The 22,057-nt window shown below is 65.3% G+C and carries 13 protein-coding genes; 5 read left to right on the plus strand and 8 right to left on the minus strand.

Annotation, left to right across the window (positions count from 1 at the left end; translation table 11 throughout):
* Positions 1–22: 22 nt before the first annotated feature.
* Both HMI57_RS09425 and HMI57_RS09430 read right to left on the minus strand, forming a co-directional pair.
* Complete coding sequence (locus HMI57_RS09425) at positions 23–709, minus strand: response regulator transcription factor (protein ID WP_205207934.1); 687 nt, start codon at positions 707–709, stop codon at positions 23–25.
* Positions 710–1,372: 663 nt separating this feature from the next.
* A complete protein-coding gene (locus tag HMI57_RS09430) occupies positions 1,373–3,322 on the minus strand; it encodes a penicillin-binding transpeptidase domain-containing protein (RefSeq protein WP_171585708.1) in 1,950 nt (649 codons plus the stop codon).
* Positions 3,323–3,577: 255 nt separating this feature from the next.
* Between HMI57_RS09430 and HMI57_RS09435 the strand changes: the two genes are divergently transcribed.
* Both HMI57_RS09435 and HMI57_RS09440 read left to right on the plus strand, forming a co-directional pair.
* A complete protein-coding gene (locus HMI57_RS09435) occupies positions 3,578–7,018 on the plus strand; it encodes a response regulator (RefSeq protein WP_346655178.1) in 3,441 nt (1,146 codons plus the stop codon).
* Between the two features lie 11 nt (positions 7,019–7,029).
* The gene (locus HMI57_RS09440; protein ID WP_346655179.1) at positions 7,030–7,932 is read left to right on the plus strand and encodes a diguanylate cyclase; all 903 of its coding nucleotides are present in this window, start codon (positions 7,030–7,032) and stop codon (positions 7,930–7,932) included.
* A 32-nt stretch (positions 7,933–7,964) separates the two neighbouring features.
* Here the strand turns inward: HMI57_RS09440 and HMI57_RS09445 are convergent, their stop codons facing one another.
* Genes HMI57_RS09445 through betT form a run of 3 tightly spaced genes read right to left on the minus strand, consistent with a single transcriptional unit; the run spans position 7,965 to position 13,185 of the window.
* Complete coding sequence (locus HMI57_RS09445; RefSeq protein WP_171585710.1) at positions 7,965–9,557, minus strand: GMC oxidoreductase; 1,593 nt, start codon at positions 9,555–9,557, stop codon at positions 7,965–7,967.
* Positions 9,558–9,559: 2 nt separating this feature from the next.
* Positions 9,560–11,047 carry an aldehyde dehydrogenase family protein gene (locus tag HMI57_RS09450; protein ID WP_171585711.1) on the minus strand — a complete coding sequence of 496 codons (1,488 nt, stop codon included), beginning with the start codon at positions 11,045–11,047 and terminating at the stop codon, positions 9,560–9,562.
* Positions 11,044–13,185 (minus strand): choline BCCT transporter BetT, encoded by a 2,142-nt coding sequence (betT, locus tag HMI57_RS09455; RefSeq protein WP_216607297.1) that lies wholly within the window; start codon positions 13,183–13,185, stop codon positions 11,044–11,046. Before betT ends, HMI57_RS09450 begins: the two co-directional genes overlap by 4 nt.
* Before the next feature lie 195 nt (positions 13,186–13,380).
* Here betT and HMI57_RS09460 point away from each other — a divergent pair, with 195 nt between their 5' ends.
* Together HMI57_RS09460 and clpB are read left to right on the plus strand one after the other, a co-directional pair.
* Positions 13,381–14,379 carry an aldo/keto reductase gene (locus tag HMI57_RS09460; RefSeq protein WP_171585713.1) on the plus strand — a complete coding sequence of 333 codons (999 nt, stop codon included), beginning with the start codon at positions 13,381–13,383 and terminating at the stop codon, positions 14,377–14,379.
* A gap of 148 nt (positions 14,380–14,527) precedes the next feature.
* On the plus strand, positions 14,528–17,134 hold the full coding sequence (gene clpB / locus HMI57_RS09465; RefSeq protein ID WP_171585714.1) for an ATP-dependent chaperone ClpB: 2,607 nt from the start codon (positions 14,528–14,530) through the stop codon (positions 17,132–17,134).
* 47 nt (positions 17,135–17,181) lie between these two features.
* Here the strand turns inward: clpB and HMI57_RS09470 are convergent, their stop codons facing one another.
* The gene (locus HMI57_RS09470; RefSeq protein WP_171585715.1) at positions 17,182–18,750 is read right to left on the minus strand and encodes a hypothetical protein; all 1,569 of its coding nucleotides are present in this window, start codon (positions 18,748–18,750) and stop codon (positions 17,182–17,184) included.
* Positions 18,751–19,037: 287 nt separating this feature from the next.
* Here HMI57_RS09470 and HMI57_RS09475 point away from each other — a divergent pair, with 287 nt between their 5' ends.
* Positions 19,038–19,277, plus strand: a complete 240-nt coding sequence (locus tag HMI57_RS09475) for a DUF3073 domain-containing protein (RefSeq protein ID WP_171585716.1) — start codon at positions 19,038–19,040, stop codon at positions 19,275–19,277.
* A 95-nt stretch (positions 19,278–19,372) separates the two neighbouring features.
* Here the strand turns inward: HMI57_RS09475 and purM are convergent, their stop codons facing one another.
* Together purM and purF are read right to left on the minus strand one after the other, a co-directional pair.
* Positions 19,373–20,497 (minus strand): phosphoribosylformylglycinamidine cyclo-ligase, encoded by a 1,125-nt coding sequence (gene purM, locus HMI57_RS09480; protein WP_171585717.1) that lies wholly within the window; start codon positions 20,495–20,497, stop codon positions 19,373–19,375.
* Positions 20,494–22,053 carry an amidophosphoribosyltransferase gene (gene purF / locus HMI57_RS09485; RefSeq protein ID WP_171585718.1) on the minus strand — a complete coding sequence of 520 codons (1,560 nt, stop codon included), beginning with the start codon at positions 22,051–22,053 and terminating at the stop codon, positions 20,494–20,496. Before purF ends, purM begins: the two co-directional genes overlap by 4 nt.
* Positions 22,054–22,057 lie beyond the last annotated feature (4 nt).

Genomic DNA, 22,057 nt, shown 5'->3' on the forward strand with positions numbered 1-22,057 from the left:
CCTCCGTCGCGGGCGGTTCCTCCTAGTCATGTCGGTTGAGGAGTAGCCCCAGTTTGCCAGCAACCGCCACAGCCTCTAGCTGTGAATGTGCGCCCAGCTTCGACAGTATTGACTTCACGTACCCTCGACAGGTGTTCTCGCTGATATTCAGGGCTCTGGCATTTGTCCTCACGTCCTTGCCTGCGGCCATGAGTCGAAGCACCTCCACCTCGCGGTGGGTAAGCGATGCGAAGCTTGCAGCGTGTGCTGGTGCCCTTTTGCGGGCACACAACTGGGTGACCAGTTGGGGATGGACCATCATTCCGCCGTTCCTCGCATGCCGCAGTGTTTCAAGCAGCGTCTTGAGGGAGCCATCTTTGGGGAGGAAAGCACAGATGCCGCTTTCCGCCGCCCGGGTCAACGACTGGGAATTAGCATCCCCAGTCAACATCACTACACGGGTGTCCGGGGCGCGGACCAGAAGTCGTTCAGCTGCACTGATACCGTCGCCATCGGGCAGGTGGTAATCCATCACCACCACATCAGGGCGTAGCCGTCCACACTGCTCCATTGCGGACGCAATGTCGGTAGCGAATCCGACGCAGATAAAGTCGGGTTCACGGACGAGCGCCTGAGCCAGTAGCTCGGCGAAAGTCGCGTGGTCATCGACAATAAGAACGCGAGCCGGGAGCAATTCGACCGGAACGGCGTCGACTGTTGGCGTGGTCACGGCATGTCACCCCTCAATGTCACGCCCCAACAGCTGTGTTGTAGTTAGAGTATGCATCCTTGATGTGCACCGGGCCAGTGAATCTTGGCAAATCTTGGGAAAATCTTGGAAACTCAGATGGAGCCGACGGCTGCCGGGTATTGACAAGCTTTTTCCAACCCCCAGATGGGACAGTGAGCCACTGTGTGAATCGGTCACGCAGCATTCACCAAAACGGGGTGCCGTGTGGAGAGACAACCTAGAGTGGGAAAGCCTGTCCGGCCATGGGAGGCAGGGGGTCGACGGCTTTGCACTGACAGCATTGTGGTATTCCCGGATTATGCCTCTATCCGTATTCCAGACGCCGATGACCATTAACCCAGTCGTGGTTCGTCTCCGGGTGACCTCGGGGGCACTAGCCGCTGGAGGGTGTACTCAGTCTTCGCCTGCGGAACGCTGCCGCTGGAACAACCAATCCAGGCACCATTTGGGGCGAATCCATTGAGGGGCCTTGCTGGTCCCAACGCGCTAGCCAATAAATAGACTGTCCGACCGAATGTGGGCCCCATCGCCCAGTGGGGCCCACATTCTTTTCCTGGGTCCCGAAGTGTTGAAAGGCCACGAAGAGGCGCTGCAACCAGGAGAAGTGCCTGCAATGGGGTCCGAACAAGCCACTTCCTAACGCTAGCCGGCGGCGCCGCTCAGGAAGGCGTCCATCAGCGGGCCACCGGAGGTGGACCCCAGTTCGCCCTCCTCAACAAACACTGCGACCGCCAGGTCACCCTGCAGCGCCACAATCCACGCGTGAGTCCGCGGCGGGTCCTCATCGCCGAATTCTGCGGTGCCGGTCTTCGCCAGTACCGGGTCCCCCGGCACGTCGGCGAGCACCGTGGCTCCACCTTCGGCGACGACGGCGGCCATGAGGGTCCGCAGCGTTCCCGCTTCGTCGACGGTTAGCGCGCTCGGCGTACCTGCCGGCGACGGTGACGGGTCGGATTCGCCCGCCGGGGCGCTCGCGGTATCGCCGGCCGGATCCGCTGCGAGCAGGGTGGGGGTGACACGTTCACCGGCACCGACACTCGCGGTCATCACGGCGAGGGCCAGCGGGGACACCAGAACCTCGCCCTGCCCGATCATCGAGGCCGCATGCGCAGTGCCTTCGGCGGTCTCGGGTACCGACCCGAAGAAGGCCGGGATCCCAATGGAGGCTTCGACTCCCACGCCCAGGTCGGCGGCGGCACCGGCCAGCTCTTCCTGGGATACGACATCGCGGGTGGCGATGAACCCGGTGTTGCAGGACTGGGCGAAGGTCTGCAGAAGGGGAATTTCGCCAAGGAACGCTGCCGGGTAGGTGCTGGCGTTGTTGAAGGATCTACCGTCCACAACGAGTTCCTCGGTGCACTGGGTGGTGGATTCGGGGGTGAATCCCTCCCGCAGCAGGGCCAGGGAGGTGGCTACTTTGAAGGTTGAGCCCGGTGGGTACTGGCCCAGCAGGGCGGTCTGCAGGCCGGCGCTGCCGGGGCCGTTCGCGACGGTCAGGATTTCTCCAGTGGACGGGCGTAACGCCACGATTGACGACGCCGACGGCTCATCCTCAAGCACACCCTCGGCGAGGGACTGAAGCGTCTGGTCGAGGGTGATGCTCAGCGGGTCCCCTGGTACCGGATCCTTCTCGAACAGCACAACCGGCTCGGTGGCCGCCTCGGTTTGCTCGGCGGGAACTGCCGAGACAACCAGCCCGGGTGTGCCCGCGAGCTGAACGTTGTGCTGCAGTTGCAATCCCGACAGGCCGGTGACGTCGCCAGCCGCCAGTTCGCCGTCGGACTGCTCAATCATTTCCGCACTGGCCAGGCCCACAGAGCCCAGCAGCTCGCGGGCGAAGGTCCGGGTGGGTGCCAGAGCCAGCTCGTCGGGAACGGCTAGCGCCCCCGGAACGGCTGCCAGCTCCGCGTCGGTTACGGGGCGGGAGTCGTCATCGCGCAACACGATCGCCTCGACAAAAGCTTCCGGCCCCGCTCCCTCTACCTGGGCGGTGAAGGCGGTCGGGTCAACCCCCACCAGCTCCGCCAGGGCCCCAGCTGATCCGCCCAACTGGTCAGCCTCAAGCTGGGTCTTGTCGATCCCCACGCGGAGCACCGGGCGGTCAGTCACCAGGACCTCGCCGTCTGCGCCGAGGATGTCCCCGCGCTCCGCCGGGCTCGAGGACATCGTCAGGACCTGGCCAGGCTCCAATCCATCCACGGCAACCGCCGGATCCCAGTCCACCTGCCAGACGTCATCGACGAGCGAGAGATCCACGGTGGTCGTGTACGCCCAGTCGTCGTCGCTGTCGTCCAGGTCCCACACATGGTTCAGTTGCACAGTGGCGGCGTCCTCGGATGCGGTTTCCACCGCTCCGACGGAGACGGCGAGGGTGAGCGGATCGAGTGCCTCGGTGATCGCTGCCAGTTCCTCGTTGACCTCTGCTGCCGAACCGGAAGTGAACGTGGAACCGGTGACGTCCTGGGCGGTGAGTCCTTCGGCGAAGGTGGCAGCGGCATCCTCAGCTGTCGGGCCGGTATCCGTGCAGGCGGTGAGAGCGAGCGCGAGCGCTGCGATGGTTGCCACTGATGTTGTGCGTCGAAGATTCCCCATGGGGTCATTATTACCCACCGATGTCGGCGGTCGCCGGAACCACCGGTCTTCAGCCACGGCGGGTGCAGAGTAAGGGCGGTGGCGGCGGGCAGGTCATATGGGTATCGAATCGGTGACATGTTGGTGGTTGGACCCGGTTCCTGGACCGCGAGACGTTACAGTGGCAGAAAGTTATAGAGGCACGATAGTGCACTGCAGGATCACCTGGTGGATGAGCGCTCGGTAGGTCGCTACCGGGCCTCCGAAAGGATCCAAGTGAGCACTCTCGCCCTTGAACCACCGGGTTCAGCCATGCGTTGGCGGAACGGACTCTGGTGGCTCGTCGGCGGTGGGCTTGCGCTGGTCCTGCTGATCGGCGGCTACCTGACGGCGAACAGCGGCACCCCAATGGCCCAGAACATTGGCAACCTCAGCCTCCTGGCGTTCAGCCTCGCCGCTGCGATCAGCTGTGCGGCTGGTGCGCGGCGCGATCAGGAATCTGCCAGGGCCTGGTGGTTGTTGGCTACGGCGATGCTCGTCTGGTTCAGCGGGGTTCTGGCCTGGACCTACTTCGGCATCACCCGCGATCACCTCTACCCTTTCCCCTCAATTGCCGACCTCGGGTTCGTTGGCTACGCCATCCCGGCTACCGCCGCACTCTTCCTGTTCCCCCGCCCGCCAGCAACCCTCGTGTCGCGCCTCCATACACTGCTCGACGGCGGGGTGATCGCCGCGACTGTGCTGTTCATCAGCTGGGCGACGGTTCTTGGACCCGCCTACCGGTCCTCCGACCAGGAGTTCATCGGGCAGCTCACCGGCACCTCCTATCCGGTGGTCGATGTGATCATCATTTCCCTGGTGCTCGTGCTGGGTATCCGGCGTCCGGTGGGAGACCGGCTGCGCTGGTTCTGCATGGGAGGCGGGCTGCTTCTGATTGCCATTACTGACAGCGTCTACGTTCGCCTGGTCTTTGAGGGCGCAACGGGGTCCACGGGATCTCCGCTCGCCATCGGCTGGATGCTCGCCTTTGGACTCATCGCGATCGCCCCGTTTGTGCCACGCTCTCCGAAGGAGGAGGGCGACCGCCACCGATATGCAGTGGGACTGGAGCTTCTGCCCTATGCGCCGGTGGTGGTCGCGATCCTGGTATCGGGCTACATCGTGGTTGACGGCACCTACCCGGTCCAGCTGGGGATCGGGTTGGTGGCGCTGGTGCTGCTGGTGGCCCGCCAGGTACTGATCGTCATCGAGAATGTGACGCTGACCCGTGGGCTGGCGGACCAGGTGGCTGCTCGCACGGCCGAGCTCGAGGGTCTCGGCGCGATTGTCACCTCGTCCTCCGACGCGATCATCGGCTCCACGTCAGACGGGAAGATTGTCAGCTGGAACCCCGGGGCAGAACGGATCTTCGGGTATCCAGCGGCGGACGCGATCGGTCGGGACCAAGGCTTCTTCGTCCCGGCGTCGGCGCGTGAAGCGAACGACGCCGCGCTCGCCCTGGTGGAATCCACCGGCGAAGGTCATAGTTTCGAAACGGAGCGCGAGCGCAGCGACGGATCAGTGGTGCAGGTCGCGATGACCATGTCCCCGGTGTTCACTGACGGAGTGATGCGCGGCATCGCCACCATTGCCCAGGACATCAGCGAGCGGCGCGCGGCGGAGACCGAGTTGCGCAACGCCAGGGAAGCGGCCCTGGAAGCGACCCGGCTGAAATCCGAGTTCCTGGCAACCATGAGTCACGAGATCCGGACCCCCATGAACGGGGTGATCGGGTTGACGGGGCTCCTCCTGGACACACCCCTGGATTCGACCCAGCGGCAGTACGCCCAGGGCGTCAAGGGCGCCGGAGAATCACTGCTCCTGCTGATCAATGACATCCTCGACTTCTCGAAGCTCGAAGCTGGCCGGATCAACCTGGAGATGGAATCCTTCGACCCGCGCAGCCTCATCGATGAGGTGGCCGGCCTCCTCGCGGAGGGTGCTCGGCGGAAGAACCTGGAACTGATTGCCTATTGCCTCCCCGAGGTGCCCCAGCAACTGGTCGGTGATGCCGGCCGGATCCGGCAGGTGCTGCTCAATCTGCTGTCGAACGCAGTGAAGTTCACAGCGGCCGGTGAGATCGCCATCCGGGTGCATAGCGTGGATGTCGCCGACCCCCAGGGCGACCAGCGGTCGATGATCCGCTTCGAGGTGCAGGACACCGGCATCGGGGTGGAGGCAACCGATCATGAGCGGTTGTTTGAATCGTTCGCGCAGGCGGATGCGTCAACTACCCGCAGGTACGGCGGAACGGGGTTGGGGCTCGCCATCTCCCGTCGCCTGACCGAGGCGATGGGCGGGACCATCGGGGTGGCGAGCACCCCGGGGGCCGGCAGCACCTTCTGGTTCACCCTCCCACTCGCCGGGTCGCAGGGTGTCGCGGCGCCTGAATCCAGTCTTCTCGATGACCTGCGGGTCTTGGTGGTCGATGACAACGCGACCAACCGGCTGGTGCTTGAATCCCAGTTGGGCTCCTGGCGGATGAACACTGTCGCTGTTGAGACCGGCGATGTCGCGCTGGAGCGGCTCCTGGCCGCAGCCGACGCAGGGGAACCTTTCGACATCGCTGTCCTCGACATGTGTATGCCGGATATCAATGGGATCGACCTGGCCGAGGCAATCAGCAACCACCCGAACCTGGCAGGCACCCGCCTGATCCTGCTCACGTCGATCGGGCGCATCGACCGTGACCGGTTGGCCGCCGCCGGGGTGTCGGAATGGTTGACCAAACCGGTCCGCAGCTCGGCGCTCTACGACCGCCTGATGCACCTGATGACTGACACTGACGCCGAACCGGTGCCGGAAACCGTACACTCGCGCACGGTCCAGTTGCAGGATGCCCAGTATGGGCCGAACCCCCGCATCCTCGTGGTGGAGGACAACGCGGTCAACCAGCTGGTCGCCGAATCGATGCTGCTGAAGCTGGGCTATCGGGTGGACCTGGTCGGGGACGGCGCCGAAGCAGTCAAGGCCACCTCCCACGAAACGTACGCGGCCGTGCTGATGGACTGCCACATGCCGGTGATGGACGGGTTTGAAGCCACCCGGGCTATCAGGGGTCGCGGGGGCGCGCATCTGCCGATCATTGCCATGACCGCTGGCGCGCTGAGCGAGGATCGCGAACGCTGCCGCGCCGCCGGGATGGACGATTACCTTGCCAAACCGGTTGACCTCACGCAGCTCCAGACCACCCTGCTCCGGTGGGTGGGTACCCCTTCAGCGAGCACACCTGCCGATGTGGTGCCGGCGGAGTCCTCTGCCACTACGGCAGTCCCGGCTGTTCCAGCGGCGCCCGCACCCGGGGCCGTCGTCGTACGGCACGCCGAACCCCGGGAGGTCGTGGACCCTGCGCGGCTGGAGTTGCTCCGCGGGCTGGGTGCCGACGATGGGTGGGGCGTGTTGCCCGCTGCTGTCGCCGCCTTCCTCGGCGCTGTCCCCGGTGATCTTGCGGAGCTTCGCGAGGCAGTCAAGCGGGGCGCAGGATTGGGCGACGCCGCCCACAAGCTCCGGGGCGCTGCCGCGAATATCGGCGCTGACGGAGTTGCTGCGTTGTGCGCCGAGCTTGAGGGCGCCTCGCGCACCGACACCGTGGTGCACCCGGAAAGACTGGCGGAGCTGGAAGCGGAACTGGAACTGGTATCCGTCGCGCTCGCCGAATCATTGATTGGAGCGCCGTGAAGGTCCTGGTAGTGGACGATGACCCAGGTTCGCTGATGGTAGCGAAAGCGGTGGTGGAACAGGCTGGCTACGAGTGTCTGTCGGCGGCGGACGGCGACGCCGCGTGGGAGCTGTTCCAGCTGCACCAGCCGCAGGTCGTGGTCACCGACTGGGTGATGCCGGGTATGAACGGTCTGGAGCTGTGTGAGGCGATCCGGAAGGTTGCCGATGACTCCTACACCTATCTGGTCCTGCTGACCTCCTTCGGCTCGCAGGACGATGTGCTCGCCGGGATGGAGGCTGGCGCCGATGACTACGTCACCAAGCCGTTGGACCCTTTCACCCTGCGTACCCGGCTTCTGGTCGCCCTGCGGGTGACTGCCCTGCATTCACAGTTGGGAAAGTACCGGCAGGAACTCACCCGGCAGGCGAGAACCGACCCGCTCACCAACGTCGACAACCGGCTGAAACTCACTGAGGACCTGGAGCTGCTGCATGGCCGCAGCCAGCGCTACGGCAACCGTTACTCGCTGGCCCTCTGCGACGTCGACCACTTCAAAAGTTTCAACGACCTGCAGGGGCATCCGGCGGGCGATGAGGCGTTGAAAGCGGTGGCCAGAAGCCTCACCCTGCTTTCACGGGATACCGATGGCGTCTACCGCTACGGTGGAGAGGAATTTCTGCTGATCCTGCCGGACCAGGGAGCAGCCGATGCTGAAGCCGCTGTCGAACGGATCAGGTCAGGCATCGAGGCACTAGCCATCACCCACTATGGCAACCCGCGCCAGGTGCTCACGATCAGTGCTGGCATCTCGACCTTCACCGCCGACCACCCAGTGAGCAGCGGGCAACTGCTCAAGGAGGCCGACGACGCCCTGTACGCGGCCAAGGCAGCGGGTCGGAACCGGGTCTCGAGTTTCGTCAGGGCCGGGTAGAAAGAACCGGGCCCTGACGAACCCCGGAGTGCCTAGTCGGCCCGGGCCTGTTTGATCAGGTCGGCGCAGCGCTCACCGATCATCATGGTGGTGATGTTGGGGTTCACGGTGGTCAGCTCGGGCATGACCGAGGCGTCAGCGACGCGCAGACCCGTCACCCCTTTCACCCGCAGCTGGGGGTCCAACGGCGACAGGTCGTCGGTGGGCGCTCCCATCCGTACCGTGCCGGCCGGGTGATAGACCGTGTTGTGGGTCCGGCGGATGTAGTCGGAAATTTCCTCATCCGTCTGCACGTCCTGGCCGGGATACAGCTCACGACCGGCCCATTCCGCCATGGCTGGCTGGGCGACAATTTCCCGTGCCTTCCTGATTCCCGTAATCATGACCCGCATGTCATGGGGGTCGGTAAAGTAGCGCGGATCCACCATCGGCTTGTCGCGGTAGTCCCGGCTGCGCAGTCGCACCGTCCCGCGTGAGCGCGCGTGGGTGACGTTCGGGGTGAGGCAGAACCCGTTGTCGGTGGTGGGGTACCCCTGCCGCAGCGTATGCATGTCGAAGGGCACCGATCCGTAGTGGAACATCAGGTCCGGCCGGTCCAGGCCCTCCTCGGTGGTGGTGAAAATCCCGATCTCCCACCACTGCGTCGAGGTTTCGGGCATCGGCTGCTTGGCTTCCCACTGGATGACACCCTCCGGGTGGTCCTGCAGGTGCTCGCCGACGCCCGGGGAGTCCACGCGGACGGCAATGCCGTGTTCGGCCAGCTGGGCGGCCGGGCCGATCCCGGAGAGCATGAGCAGTTTGGGCGAATCGATCGCGCCAGCTGATAGCACCACTTCCGACCGTGCGGTGAGGGTGTGCGTCCTCCCGAAGGAGGAATCGACGACGTCGACCCCGGTGCACCGGTTATCGCCGTCGAACCTCAGTTCCCGCGCCCGGAGGCCGGTGAGCAGGGTGAAGTTGGACCGTTCCACGATCGGGTGGATGTAGGACACCGACGACGACGCGCGGGTACCGTCCGCTTGCCGGTTGATCTGGAAGAAGCTGGCCCCGTTGATCACGGTGGCCCCGGTGTTGAAATGGACCCGGGGGATGCCCGCCTGCTCGCACGCGTCCAGCAGTGCCTTGCCGGACGGGTCCGACGCCGGGATGTTCATCAGGTGCACCGGTCCTGAATCGCCGTGGTGAGGAGCATCAGGTCCGGCGTCCTCGTTCGTTTCCAGCCGCTGGTACAGTGCGTAGGCGGTGTCGGAGTTCCACCCCTCCGCCCCAAACCGGGTCTCCCACTCGTCGATGTCCTCCCGTGGCGCCCAGAACGCGATGCAGGAGTTGTGGCTGGAGCAGCCGCCCATCACCTTGGCGCGGGCGTGGCGCATGAAGGAGTTCCCGTTCTCCTGCGGTTCGATGGGATAGTCCCAGTCGTAGCCCGATTCAAGGAGTTCCATCCACCGGTCGAGGCGGAGGATCTGATCCACGCCGCGGTCGTCCGGCCCGGCCTCGACCAGTGCCACCTCCACGGCAGGATCTTCGCTGAGACGTGCCGCGACGGCTGCACCGGCGGAGCCGCCACCCACCACGATGTAGTCGAAGTCGGTCTTCTCGAAGTTCTCTGTTGTCTGGTCCGGCACCGTCACTGCTCCTCTTTGTGATCCGCAAACCAGCCAGTGACCTGCGGATCGATGTTGTGGTAAATGTGCTTGGCTTCCTGGTACTCGGCCAGGCCGGTTGGCCCCAGCTCGCGGCCTACGCCCGACTGGCCGAAACCGCCCCACTCGGCCTGCGGCAGGTAGGGGTGGAAGTCATTGATCCAGATGGTGCCGTGGCGCAGCCGCCGGGCAACCCGCTGGGACTTCCCGGCGTCCTGGCTCCAGACCGCACCGGCGAGACCGTAGTGGGTGTCGTTGCCGATCGCCACCGCCTCGTCCTCCCCGTTGAACGTCTCGACGGTGACCACCGGGCCAAACGCCTCATCAACCACCACCGACATGCCGCGTTCTACCTGGTCGAGCACGGTGGGCGTGTAGTAGAAGCCCTTCTCCAGCTCCTTGGTACCCCAGGTCCCGCCGCAGCGCAGCCTGGCTCCCTCGGCAACGCCCTTCTGAACGTAGGCGGTGACCTTGTCGCGGTGGGCTGCGGAGATGAGAGGCCCGGTTTCGGCGTCCTCGTCGAACGGTCCACCCAGCCGGATCAGCTGTGCTCGCCGCACCAGCTCATCGGTGAAGCGTTCGGCGATCGGTTTCTCGACAATCAGTCGCGCACCAGCAGAGCAGACCTGCCCTGAGTGAACAAACGCTGCATTGAGTGCGTTGTCGACCGCGGCGTCGAAATCGGCGTCCGCGAAGACAATGTTGGGATTCTTCCCTCCCAGCTCCAGCGCCACCTTCTTGACGGTGGCCGATGCTGCTGCGGCGATCCTCTTACCGGTCTCTAGGCCGCCGGTAAAGGACACCAGGTCGACGTCGACGTGCTCGGACAGCGGTGCGCCGACGGTCGCCCCGGCGCCGAGCACCAGGTTCGCGACCCCCTTCGGCAACCCCAGCTCATCCAGCACGTCCATCATGAGCATGCAGGTGTGCGGCGTGAGCTCGCTGGGCTTCAGTACGAAGGTACAGCCGGCCGCCAGAGCGGGTGCGATCTTCCAGGCTGACTGGAGCAGCGGGTAGTTCCAGGGCGAGATCAGCGCGCACACGCCGACCGGCTCGTATTCAATCCGGCTGACCACCGAGGCATTGCCGGGGTCGACGAGTCGTCCCTGGTTCTGGCCGGCGAGCTTCCCGAAGTAGGTGAAGCAGCCGATGATGTCATCCATGTCGATTTCGCTCTCGAGTAGGCGCTTGCCCGTGTCGAGGGTTTCGGCGCGGGCAAACTCGGCCTTGCGTTCCTGCAGTCGGGCGGCGACCTTCAGCAGGAAGTCGCCGCGTTCAGGGGCGGGCACAGCGGCCCACACGCCCCCGTCGAACGCCCGCCGGGCTGCGGCGATGGCGGCCACGGCGTCGTCAGCGGTCCCCTCCGAGACCGTTCCCACTGCGGTGCCGTCGGCGGGGCAGCGGATCTCCCGGGTGCCGCCGTCCGAGGCTGGCACCCAGCTGCCATCAATGAACAGTGTTGCGGTACTCATGAGCGCTCCTCAGGGTTGGTGAAGTCGGCTTCCCAGTTGTCGGAGGCCAGATGGTCGTCGGTGATCGCCGTCGTGCCCGGTGTTGCACGGTTGCTGTGCAGGAATTCGAGGTGTGTCTCGTAGTGGTCCAGCACGTCGGTGATGACCTGTTCCTTGGTGTAGCCGAGCAGGTCGTAGCCGTTGCTGCCTTCGAGGGAGAAGACCTCCATCCGGTAGTACTTGTCGGTGGTGGGGGCACTCTTCACTGCGTACGACGGCGTGTCGTACTGCACGGGGTACACCTGGTACTTGAACGAACGTTCGCTGCCCAGGTTGACCGTCAGGTCCACGTGGCCAACCCCACCCGGGCCGGCGCTGCCGGAGGTAATTGTCACGTCGGCTCCCTGGGCGGCGAGTTCGTCGTGGACTTCCTGGAGTGCGGGCCGGGCGACCTCGTCGATGAACCGCTGGGCCTGTTTACGGCCAGGGTAGGTCAGGACATGGGTGAGCCGCTGGCGCCAGGTGCGGCCGCCGCGGGCCTCGGAACCGGACCGGCTGGAGATGATCCCGGGCAGCGAGGAGCGGTAGCTGTCCATCCGGGAGCTTTCCACCCGCAACGCCTTGTACAGCCCGTACATGATGAACAGCAGCAGGATCGAGAGCGGCAGGCCCATCACTACTGTGGCGTTCTGGAGCGTGAGCACCCCGCCGACCGACAGCATCGCCAGGGTCAGGGCGCCGGTCACGAGCGCCCAGAACACCCGGAGCCACTTGGGGCCATCGGAGTTGGCGTCCTTGAGGTGGGAGGTGAAGTTGGCCATCACGAGCGCGCCTGAGTCGGCGCTGGTGACGTAGAAGAGCAGCCCGGTGAAAGTGGCGATCGCAATGATCAGCGGGGCCAGTGGATACTGCTCCAGGAGCCCATAGAAGGCCCGCTCCGGGTTGTTCATCCCTACCTCACCGAACTCGGCGTTGCCGCCCATCACAATGTCGAGGGCGCTGTTACCGAAGATCGAGATCCACAGGAGGATGAAGGTAAACGGCACGATCATGACGCCCAGGACGAACTGCCTGATGGTGCGGCCGCGGGAGATGCGTGCCAGGAAGAGCCCGACGAAGGGGGCCCAGGCGATCCACCAGGCCCAGAAGAACAGCGTCCACCCGCTCAACCAGGCATCGGGCCGGTCATAGGCGAAGGTGTCCATGGTCATGCCGGGGAACTGGCTGAGCACGTCACCGGTGTTCTGGATGATCCCGTCGAGCAGGAAGCTGGTCTTGCCAGCGATCAGGATGAACAGCATGAGAGCAGCGGCCAGCAGGACGTTCAGCTCGGACAGGCGTCTGATCCCTTTTTCAACACCCGACACGGTCGAGACGACTGCCATCAGAACGGCGACGGTGATCAGGCCGATCTGGACCGCGAGGTTTTCCGGCAGGCCGAACATGAGGGTGAGCCCGTAGTTGAGCTGGACGACGCCGATGCCCAGCGAGGTGGCAATGCCGAAGATGGTGCCCAGCAGGGCGGCGATATCCACCGTGTGTCCGATAGGGCCCTCGACCTTCTTGCCGAAGATGGGGTACAGCGCGGATCGGATACTCAGGGGCAGGTTGTGGCGGTAGGCGAAGAAACCGAGGGCCAGACCCATCAGGGCGTATAGGGCCCAGCCGGTGATTCCGTAGTGGAAGAGGGTCCAGACCATCGCCTGGCGGGCGGCCTCGACTGTCTCGCCGGCGCCCTGGGGAGGTGCAAGGTACTGGGTGATGGGCTCAGCCACCGAGAAGAACATCAGGTCGATGCCGATGCCAGCGGCAAACAGCATCGATGCCCAGGTGAACATGCTGAACTGGGGCTTGGAGTGGTCGGGTCCGAGCCGGACCTTCCCTACCCGGGAGAGCGCCGCGACCAGGACAAAAACGACCACCAGGGTGACGATCAGAAAGTAGTACCAGCCCATATTGACTGAGACCCAGGTGACCAGGGTGCCGATGACGGCTTCAGCATTGGCCGGGGCGATGATGGCCCAGAAAGTGATTGCCAGAATGCCAACGGCCGAGCCGATAAAGACCGTCTTGTTTACAGTGGTTCGTTGCACTGGGTTGGGTTCTGAACTCGGCTCGCCGGGGGAGTCCGGCCGATTCTTGATCGTTTGACTCATCATTCGCCTCACAGTTGTTTGTTGCCACGCCTGAGCTGCTGCACCCCACAAATTAAGTGGGCGGTTATAGGTATGACGGGCGACTCAACGCTATCAAGTGGGTTCCTGCGCCCCAAGCGAGGTCCTGACTAGGCTGCGATTGTGACCAATCTGCAACCCGCTCTTGATTCCCCCGGAACAAGGGTTAAGGGTGGGATCATGACTATTTCCCGAATCGAACTTGCCCCCGGCTTCACCGTCAGTGCCCAGGGTTTTGGCGGTATGGCGCTCACCGACGTCTATGGCGGATCACCCAGTGACGAGGCGCTGGCAACCCTGAATCATGCGGTGGATATCGGGGTGACCCTGATTGACACGGCGGACGTCTACGGGGCTGGCAGCAATGAGGAACTGATTTCCCGGTTGCTTCGGCACCGGCGCGGCGAGGTGGAACTGGCCACCAAATTCGGGATCATCGGCAGCCCCGCGCAGGGCTATTCGGGGGTCCGCGGTGACGCTGCCTACGTCCGTGAGGCCGCCGAAGCAAGCCTCGGCCGGCTTGATACCGAGGTGATCGACCTGTACTACATGCACCGGAGGGATACCAGCGTGCCCATTGAGGAAACCGTGGGGGCAATGGCTGACCTGGTGACCGCTGGCAAGGTGCGCCACCTGGGCCTGTCCGAGGTGACCGCCGACGAGCTCCAGGCGGCCTGCGCGGTCCACCCGATTGCCGCAGTCCAGAGCGAGTGGTCCATCTGGAGCCGTGACGTGGAGGCTCTAGTGGTCCCGGCTGCGGCACAGCTGGGCGTGGGCTTTATCCCGTATTCGCCGCTGGGCCGGGGTTTCCTGACCGGCACCGTTCAGGCAACCTCGCTGGGGGAGGGGGACTTCCGCCACCGGGTGCCCCGCTTCGGCGCCGAGGCCATGGCGGCCAATGCCGCGGTTGTTGAGGCCATCCAGGGCGTTGCAGCCGACGTCGGTGCTACCGCAGCCCAGGTGGCCCTTGCCTGGTTGGCTGCGCAGGGCAAGCGGTTCGGCCTGCCAGTGGTTCCCATTCCTGGAACGCGGAAGCAACAGCGGATCGATGAGAACGCTGGCGCCACGTCAGTGGTCCTCACCCAGGCTCACCTGGATGTGCTCGACGGTGCGGCCGCCCAGGTAGTGGGAGACCGCAGTGCCGACCGGGGCTGGGTCTCGCAGGGAAGAGAGGCTTAGGGCCCTACCCCTGAAACGGGTGGAGTGCTCTACTGGGAGCCGGTGCGGTGGGGTTTGCTGTCAGCGAACCGTGCCCTATGCCGCGCCCGCGGTGAAGTTGAGCGAGGTAGACTCAACTTAAGGTCTAGTCGTTCGAAAGGTAAGAGTCATGGACGCCAAGTTCACCACCAAAAGCCAGGAAGCCCTCTCCGCTGCGGCAATGAATGCGTCGACCGCGGGGAACCCCCAGGTCGAGCCGGCGCACCTGTTGAAGGCGCTGATGGATCAGCGCGACGGTGTGGCAGTCGCACTGCTGAAGGCATCGGGTGCAGACCCCGACGCCGTGAGCGTCCGGGCGAGCACCGCGATCAAGGCCCTGCCGTCGTCGTCGGGCTCAACCACGGCGCAGGCACAGTTCTCCCGTGACACCCTGCAGGCCATCAAGGCCGCTCAGCAGGAGGCAGAGGGGCTCGGCGACAGCTTCATTTCCACCGAGCACCTGCTCCTGGGCGTGGCGGCCGGGGTCGGGCCAACAGCCACCATCCTGCGGGGAGCAGGAGCGAGTAGGGAGGCCCTCGCTGCCGCACTGCCTGGCATTCGCGGCGACCGCAGGGTGACCACTCCGGACCCGGAGAACACCTTCCAGGCGCTGGAGAAGTTCGGCGTCGACCTGACCGAGGTGGCCCGGTCCGGAAAGCTCGACCCCGTGATCGGGCGGGACAGCGAGATCCGGCGGGTCATCCAGGTGTTGTCACGCCGCACCAAGAACAACCCGGTGCTGATCGGCGAGCCCGGCGTCGGCAAGACCGCTGTGGTGGAAGGACTTGCCCAGCGGATCGTCGCCGGGGACGTTCCCGAATCGCTGCGGGACAAGACTTTGATCAGCCTCGATCTGGGGTCGATGATCGCTGGTGCCAAGTACCGGGGCGAGTTCGAGGAACGGCTCAAGGCTGTCCTTGAGGAGATCAAGTCCGCCAACGGCCAGGTGGTGACCTTCATCGATGAACTGCACACGGTGGTGGGCGCCGGCGCCTCCGAAGGGTCGATGGATGCGGGCAATATGCTCAAGCCGATGCTCGCCCGGGGTGAGCTCCGACTGATCGGGGCGACCACGCTCGACGAATATCGCAAGAACGTCGAGAAGGACGCGGCCCTCGAGCGCAGGTTCCAGCAGGTCTACGTCGGCGAGCCCAGCGTTGAGGACACCATCGGGATTCTCCGTGGCCTGAAGGAACGTTATGAGGCCCACCACAAGGTCACCATCGCCGACTCCGCACTGGTGGCTGCAGCCACGCTGTCCAACCGGTACATTTCCGGCCGCAAGCTCCCGGACAAGGCGATCGACCTGGTGGATGAGGCTGCGTCCCGGCTGCGGATGGAGATCGATTCAGCCCCGGAGGAGATTGACCAGCTGCGCCGTTCGGTGGACCGCCTGACCATGGAAGAACTGGCGCTCGCAGGCGAGAACGACGACGCATCCCAGGACCGGCTTCATGCCCTGCGTGCCGACATGGCCGACCAGAAGGAAAAACTTACGGCATTGAACGCCCGTTGGGAAGCGGAAAAGGCTGGCCTGAACCGGATGGGCGACCTCAAGGCGTCCCTCGAGGATCTACGCTCTCAGGCCGAGCGTGCCCAGCGCGACGGTGACCTTGAGCATGCCTCGCGGCTGCTGTACGGGGAGATTCCCGCGCTGCAGCGCGAACTCGACGCAGCGCAGGAGGCCGAGCCGGAGGACACCCCGCTGCCCATGGTCGCCGAGGACGTGACGGCCGCCGACATTGCCGAGGTGATCTCAGCCTGGACCGGTATTCCTGCCGGGCGCATGCTGCAGGGGGAGAGCCAGAAGCTGCTGCATATGGAACAGGTCATCGGTTCCCGGCTGATCGGACAGACCAAGGCCGTGTCCACAGTCTCGGATGCCGTTCGGCGCGCCCGCGCGGGCATCTCCGATCCCGACCGTCCCACCGGGTCCTTCCTGTTCCTGGGCCCCACCGGCGTCGGGAAGACCGAGCTCGCGAAGGCGCTCGCCGACTTCCTGTTCGACGACGAACACGCAATGGTCCGGATCGACATGTCCGAGTACTCCGAGAAGCACTCGGTCTCCCGGCTGGTGGGTGCCCCTCCCGGCTACGTCGGCTACGAGGAGGGCGGCCAGCTCACCGAAGCAGTCCGCCGCCGGCCCTACAGCGTCCTGCTGCTGGACGAGGTGGAGAAGGCGCACCCGGAGGTCTTCGACATTCTCCTGCAGGTGCTCGACGACGGACGGCTCACCGACGGGCAGGGCCGGACGGTCGACTTCCGGAATGTCATCCTGGTCCTGACGTCGAACCTGGGGTCCCAGTTCCTCGTTGATCCCGCACTGTCAGACTCGGCGAAGCGCGACGCCGTGATGGCTGTGGTGAACGCGAGCTTCAAACCGGAATTCCTGAACCGGTTGGACGATGTGGTGCTCTTCGATGCGCTGAGTCTTGAGGAGCTGTCCCGCATTGTGGACCTGCAGGTCCAGTCGCTCGCCTCCCGGCTCCACGAGCGCCGACTCAACCTCTCGGTGACCGACGCCGCGCGCGAATGGCTGGCGTTGACCGGATTCGACCCTGCCTATGGTGCGAGGCCGTTGCGTCGACTGGTTCAGCGGGAGATCGGGGACCGGCTGGCCCGCGGCATCCTCGCGGGAACCATCAACGACGGCGACACGGTGCTGGTGGACCGCACCAGCGATGCCGATGGTCTCAACGTCGCCGCTCTGGAGGTTTCCGGGGAGGTTTCTGCCTAGCCGGGGGTTCTGTCTGGTGGAGACGCTGCGGCGGCCTGCGTGGCCGACTACTCGCTGATCAGCGTGTCGTTGATGATGTTGCCCTCGCTGCTGGTCACCAGGCAGTCCACCCGACGGTCGCCGTCGGACCAGGAGCCCTGACGCGGCGTGACGCGGAGGAGTTCGAGGTTTTCGTAGCGCGCGGCGGTGCCCTCATCGAGGTCGACGCCGTCGCACACCTCCTGCGCACGAAGGGCCAGCGCGGCATCCCCGGGGAACTCGTCGGCCTCGGCGTAGAACGCCGTAGCCAGGAGCTGGGCGTTGTGCGGGGTTGAGCAGGTGACCACTGTCGACTCGCTGTTGATGTCGACAAAGTCGCGGAGGCACTGGCCTTCCTCGATATCGAGGGGCAGCACGTTCTCGGCGATGATGCCGTCGGCGCCGGGGGTGCTGTTGACCACTGGCTCGCGGTCAGGCGAGGCTGTGAGCCCGCCGATTAGGGTGATCAGCCCCCAGATCAGCAGTCCCAGGGCCAGCACGCCGAGCAGCGCCCCACCGATGAGGAGGTTGCGGTTGCGAGGGGTCTTGCCGGATTCCTCACGCCCCTCACGACGGGTGGGGTGCGTGCCAGCCGGAGGGAGGCCATAGGGGCCTCCGGAGGGCTCGGGCTGCGGCCCGTCGGGTGCCTCCGGATAACTGCTGGCGGTACCGGCCGCTACCGGGCTTTCCGCGCCTGGACCTTTCGTTGCAGCGTTGGACGTTACCGCGTTGGACGTTGCCGCGTTGGACGTTGCCGAGCCGGACGGTGCGGTCTCGGCGGGTGCTGTAGCGGACGGTGCTGTGTCGGACGGTTCAGCGTCGGACGGTTCACCGCCGGTAGATTCAGGACCGGTGCCAACGTCAGCCGTGGCAGTTCCGGGTTCAGCTGTGTCGGGCGAATCGTGGGTGGCTCCCGCCTGGGCGAGGTTCTCGGTCTCGTCGAAGAGGCTGTCCCATCGCTGTTCATCTGTTGCTGCGGGGGTCCACTGTGGCGCCTTAGCGTCGGCGGCGAAGCTCGGAAGTGAGCGGGTGGCGTCGTTGCTGTCCAGAGGGCGCTCGATCGGGTCTGAGCTCTCCTCAGCAGGATCAGGTGCGCCCTCAGCGCCAGCAGGCGCGTCGGCGGCCGGGGCAGCAACTTCTGGGGCCTCGTCCACTTCTGCGGCGTCGGCGGCCGGGGTGGGCGGCTTCTCGCCAGTATCACCTGCGGCGCCGCCGGCCGGAGCAGTGCCCGCCGGTGCCATCTGGGAGGCCGGGTCGGAGGAGGGGACGGTTCCGGCGACGAGCTGTCCGGCGTCGAGCGCTTCCTGCTCAACCCGGCGGGCCTCGGCCGCGGTCTCCTCCAGCGATGCGGCACGAGCTGTGTCGTCGCTGATTTTTGCCGGGTTCAGGGATGGTTCGACCAGTTGGACGTCGTCGGCGGAGACTGACAATTCAGGCTCAACGGTTTCTGGGGAGACTTGGGCGTCGGCAAGCTCCACGGTGTCGGGATCAATCAGCTGGGGTTCGTCCATGTGAAACGGGTCAACCTGCGGTGGCTGCGCGTCGTTGTGGTTCGGCTCAGCTTCGGAGTCCCGAGGGGTGTGCTCCTGATCGCTCATGGTGTCCCGCCCTGCCTTAGATATTCTCTCGCGTCCGCCCAGCGTATAGGCTCTTTAAGTACGACTTTAGCCAAGTTTTGGCTGCGTCATGCGGGGGCCGGGGATTCCAGATGCCGCGACGTGGTTTGGACGATTGGTGGGTGGCCGCGGCGGCGCACGCGGCGGTCGCGAAAGCATGTAATCTATAGGTACGACAAACTGACCAAATACTCCGGGGCCTCGCTGCAGCCTTGGGCCGATAGGGCCCCAGTGACCACCTCCGGATCGACGCAAAAGGGGGTCACGCCATGGGGCGCGGCCGTCAAAAGGCAAAAGCTACCAAGCAGGCTCGGGACATGAAGTATTTCAGTCCTGCAACTGACTACACGGCACTGCAGCGAGAGCTCACAGGCCCGGGCGAGCGAGCCTCCAAACGTTCGGCGGATCCGATGGAGCCGGTTGAACCGGATTACTCGGCTTACGCGGACAAGTACGCTGATGGGGTCGATGATGACGAGGACGACGGCGGATCGCGCCGCACTGGTTAATCTCTTCTAAAGAAGTGGGGTACCTGCAAAATAGCCGTCAACTGACGGCGATTCTGCAGGTACCCCACTTTTTTGTGCTGTAAACCGCGCCTGACCTAGGCGTACTGGCCGACCAGGCGTACCGATCCGCCGTCCACGCCCTTGGCGCCCTGCACGTAATCCGGTCCGTCGGTGGACTCGTTGGAGGCTTCGGCGATCTGCCCCATCACCCAGGCGGGGACGCCCCGCTCGGTCAGCCGGGCCACTGCAGCGTCGGCGGCCGGCGCCGACACGACCGCCACCATTCCGACGCCAAGGTTGAGCGTGCGCTCGAGGTCCGGCAGCGGGACGGCTCCGAGCTCTGCAACCAGCTTGAAGATGGCTGGCAGTTCCCAGGTGGACCGGTCCACTGTGGCTTCCAGGCCGTGCGGAAGGACGCGTGCCAGGTTGGCGGCAAGACCGCCGCCGGTGACGTGGCTGAAGCCGTGGACGCCCGCATCGTGGGTGACCGGCAGGAAGCGGGCCAGGTCCAGGCAGTCGGCGGCGTAGACGCGGGTCGGCTCGAGGAGTTCCTCGCCGAGCGTGCGTCCCAGTTCGCTGACCTGGCGGTCCAGGGCCCAGCCGGCCTGGTTGATAATCCGGCGTACCAGTGAGTAGCCGTTGGAGTGCAGGCCCGACGACGCCATCCCGATGACCACGTCACCCGCGCGTACCCGGTCCGGGCCGAGGAGCGCGTCGGCTTCGACCACGCCGGTGGCGGCGCCCGCGACGTCGTACTCATGTTCTCCCAGGAGACCCGGGTGCTCGGCGGTTTCCCCGCCCACCAGGGCGGTCCCGGCAACTGAGCAGGCCGCGGCGATACCCCGCACGATGTCGGCAATGCGTTCAGGCACCACCTTGCCGCACGCAATGTAGTCGGTCATGAAGAGGGGCTCGGCGCCCACCACCACAATGTCGTCGACCACCATGCCCACCAGGTCAAACCCGATGGTGTCGTGGATGTCCATCGCCTGCGCGATCGCTACCTTGGTGCCGACGCCGTCGGTGGACGTCGCCAGGAGGGGCTTGCGGTAGGTCAGCAGTCGTGACACGTCATACAGGCCAGCGAAACCGCCGACCCCACCGATGACCTGGGGTCCGTGGGTGGCGCGAACGGCATCCTTCATCAATTCGACGGCGCGATCGCCGGCCTCGACGTCAACTCCGGCGCTGGCATAGGTGATGGGGGAGTTGGTGGTCATACCCGTTCTTTCTTGTCTTCGTCGGTCAGGACTGCCTCGAACTCGCTGTCGGGCCCGGGGTCGCAGCCGTTGGATCCGGGATCCTCGGCCGGATCGATGCGCTCCAGCAGGTTCTTTCCGCGCCGTTCCTCGGCAGGAAGCGCGATCGGGTAGTCACCGGTGAAGCACGCGGTACATAGCCGTTCACGGGGCTGCTCGGTCGCGGCAATCATCCCGTCCTCGGAAATGTACGCGAGGCTGTCGGCGCCGATGGAGTTACTGATCTGCTCCACTGCTGCACCATTGGCGATGAGCTCGGCACGGGAGGCGAAGTCGATCCCATAGAAGCAGGGCCAGCGGACCGGTGGGGAGGAGATCTTGACGTGGACCGACGCGGCGCCAGCCTCACGGAGCATCCGTACCACCGCCCGCTGGGTGTTGCCGCGCACAATCGAGTCGTCCACCACGATGATCCGCTTGCCCCGGATGACGGACTCCAGCGCGTTGAGTTTCAGCCGGATGCCGAGCTGGCGGAGAGTCTGGCTGGGCTGGATGAATGTCCTGCCCACGTAGGAGTTCTTGACGAACCCGTGGGCGAACGGGATGCCCGACTGTTCGGCGAACCCCACCGCGGCAGGGGTGCCGGATTCGGGGACGGGGATGACGACGTCGGCCTCGGCGGAGTTTTCGCGGGCCAGCTGGCGGCCCATCTCCACGCGCGCCTCATAGACGGAGCGGCCGGCGATGGCGGCGTCAGGCCGGGCCAGGTAGACGTATTCGAAGACGCAGCCGGCCTTCGTGGGCTCGGCGAACTTCCGGGTGCGGACGCCGTCCTCGTCGATGGCGATGAACTCGCCCGGTTCGACTTCGCGGATGAAGCTGGCGCCCACGGTGGCGAGGGCTGCCTGCTCGGAGGCGACCACCCAGCCGCGCTCCAGCCGGCCCAGGACGAGGGGGCGGACGCCGTGCGGGTCACGGGCCGCGTAAAGGGTGCCTTCGTCCATGAAGACGAAGCAGAAAGCGCCGCTGATCTTGGGGAGCAGCTCCAGGGCGGTTTCCTCAAGCGACCGGCCGTCGTCACCAGCCAGGAGCGTTGTCACCAGGGCAGTGTCCGAGGTGTTGCCCTGGGCCATTTCGCCGCTGCGGGGCTTGCCGTGGCGGGCGAGGACCATCTGGTACAGGTCGGCCGAGTTGGTCAGGTTGCCGTTGTGGGCGAGGGCTACGGTGCCGACGGCGGTGGCACCGAGCGTGGGCTGCGCGTTGGCCCAGTTGGAGGACCCGGTGGTGGAATAGCGGCAGTGCCCGACGGCGATATGCCCTTCCAGCGTGTTGAGGGTGGTCTCGTCGAAGACCTGGGACACGAGGCCCATGTCCTTGTAGACGCTGATCCGGGTGCCGTCGCTGGTGGCGATGCCCGCAGATTCCTGTCCCCGATGCTGCAACGCGTACAGACCGTAGTAGGCGAGCTTGGCCACCTCCTCGCCGGGGGCCCAGACTCCGAAGACACCGCAGGCATCCTGGGGTCCCTTCTCGCCTGGAAGAAGGTCATGGGAAAGATTACCGTCACCGCGAGCCATTGCA

It is taken from the genome of Arthrobacter sp. 260 (assembly GCF_013116745.1).
Taxonomy (GTDB): Bacteria; Actinomycetota; Actinomycetes; order Actinomycetales; family Micrococcaceae; genus Arthrobacter_D.

What these genes read in the sequence shown, in the direction of transcription:
- HMI57_RS09430 (WP_171585708.1), bottom strand. Translation starts at nt 3,322, where the DNA reads ATGGGGAATCTTCGACGCACAACATCAGTGGCAACCATCGCAGCGCTC.
- HMI57_RS09450 (WP_171585711.1), bottom strand. Translation starts at nt 11,047, where the DNA reads ATGAGTACCGCAACACTGTTCATTGATGGCAGCTGGGTGCCAGCCTCG.
- betT (WP_216607297.1), bottom strand. Translation starts at nt 13,185, where the DNA reads ATGATGAGTCAAACGATCAAGAATCGGCCGGACTCCCCCGGCGAGCCG.
- HMI57_RS09460 (WP_171585713.1), top strand. Translation starts at nt 13,381, where the DNA reads ATGACTATTTCCCGAATCGAACTTGCCCCCGGCTTCACCGTCAGTGCC.
- clpB (WP_171585714.1), top strand. Translation starts at nt 14,528, where the DNA reads ATGGACGCCAAGTTCACCACCAAAAGCCAGGAAGCCCTCTCCGCTGCG.
- HMI57_RS09470 (WP_171585715.1), bottom strand. Translation starts at nt 18,750, where the DNA reads ATGAGCGATCAGGAGCACACCCCTCGGGACTCCGAAGCTGAGCCGAAC.
- HMI57_RS09475 (WP_171585716.1), top strand. Translation starts at nt 19,038, where the DNA reads ATGGGGCGCGGCCGTCAAAAGGCAAAAGCTACCAAGCAGGCTCGGGAC.
- purM (WP_171585717.1), bottom strand. Translation starts at nt 20,497, where the DNA reads ATGACCACCAACTCCCCCATCACCTATGCCAGCGCCGGAGTTGACGTC.
- purF (WP_171585718.1), bottom strand. Translation starts at nt 22,053, where the DNA reads ATGGCTCGCGGTGACGGTAATCTTTCCCATGACCTTCTTCCAGGCGAG.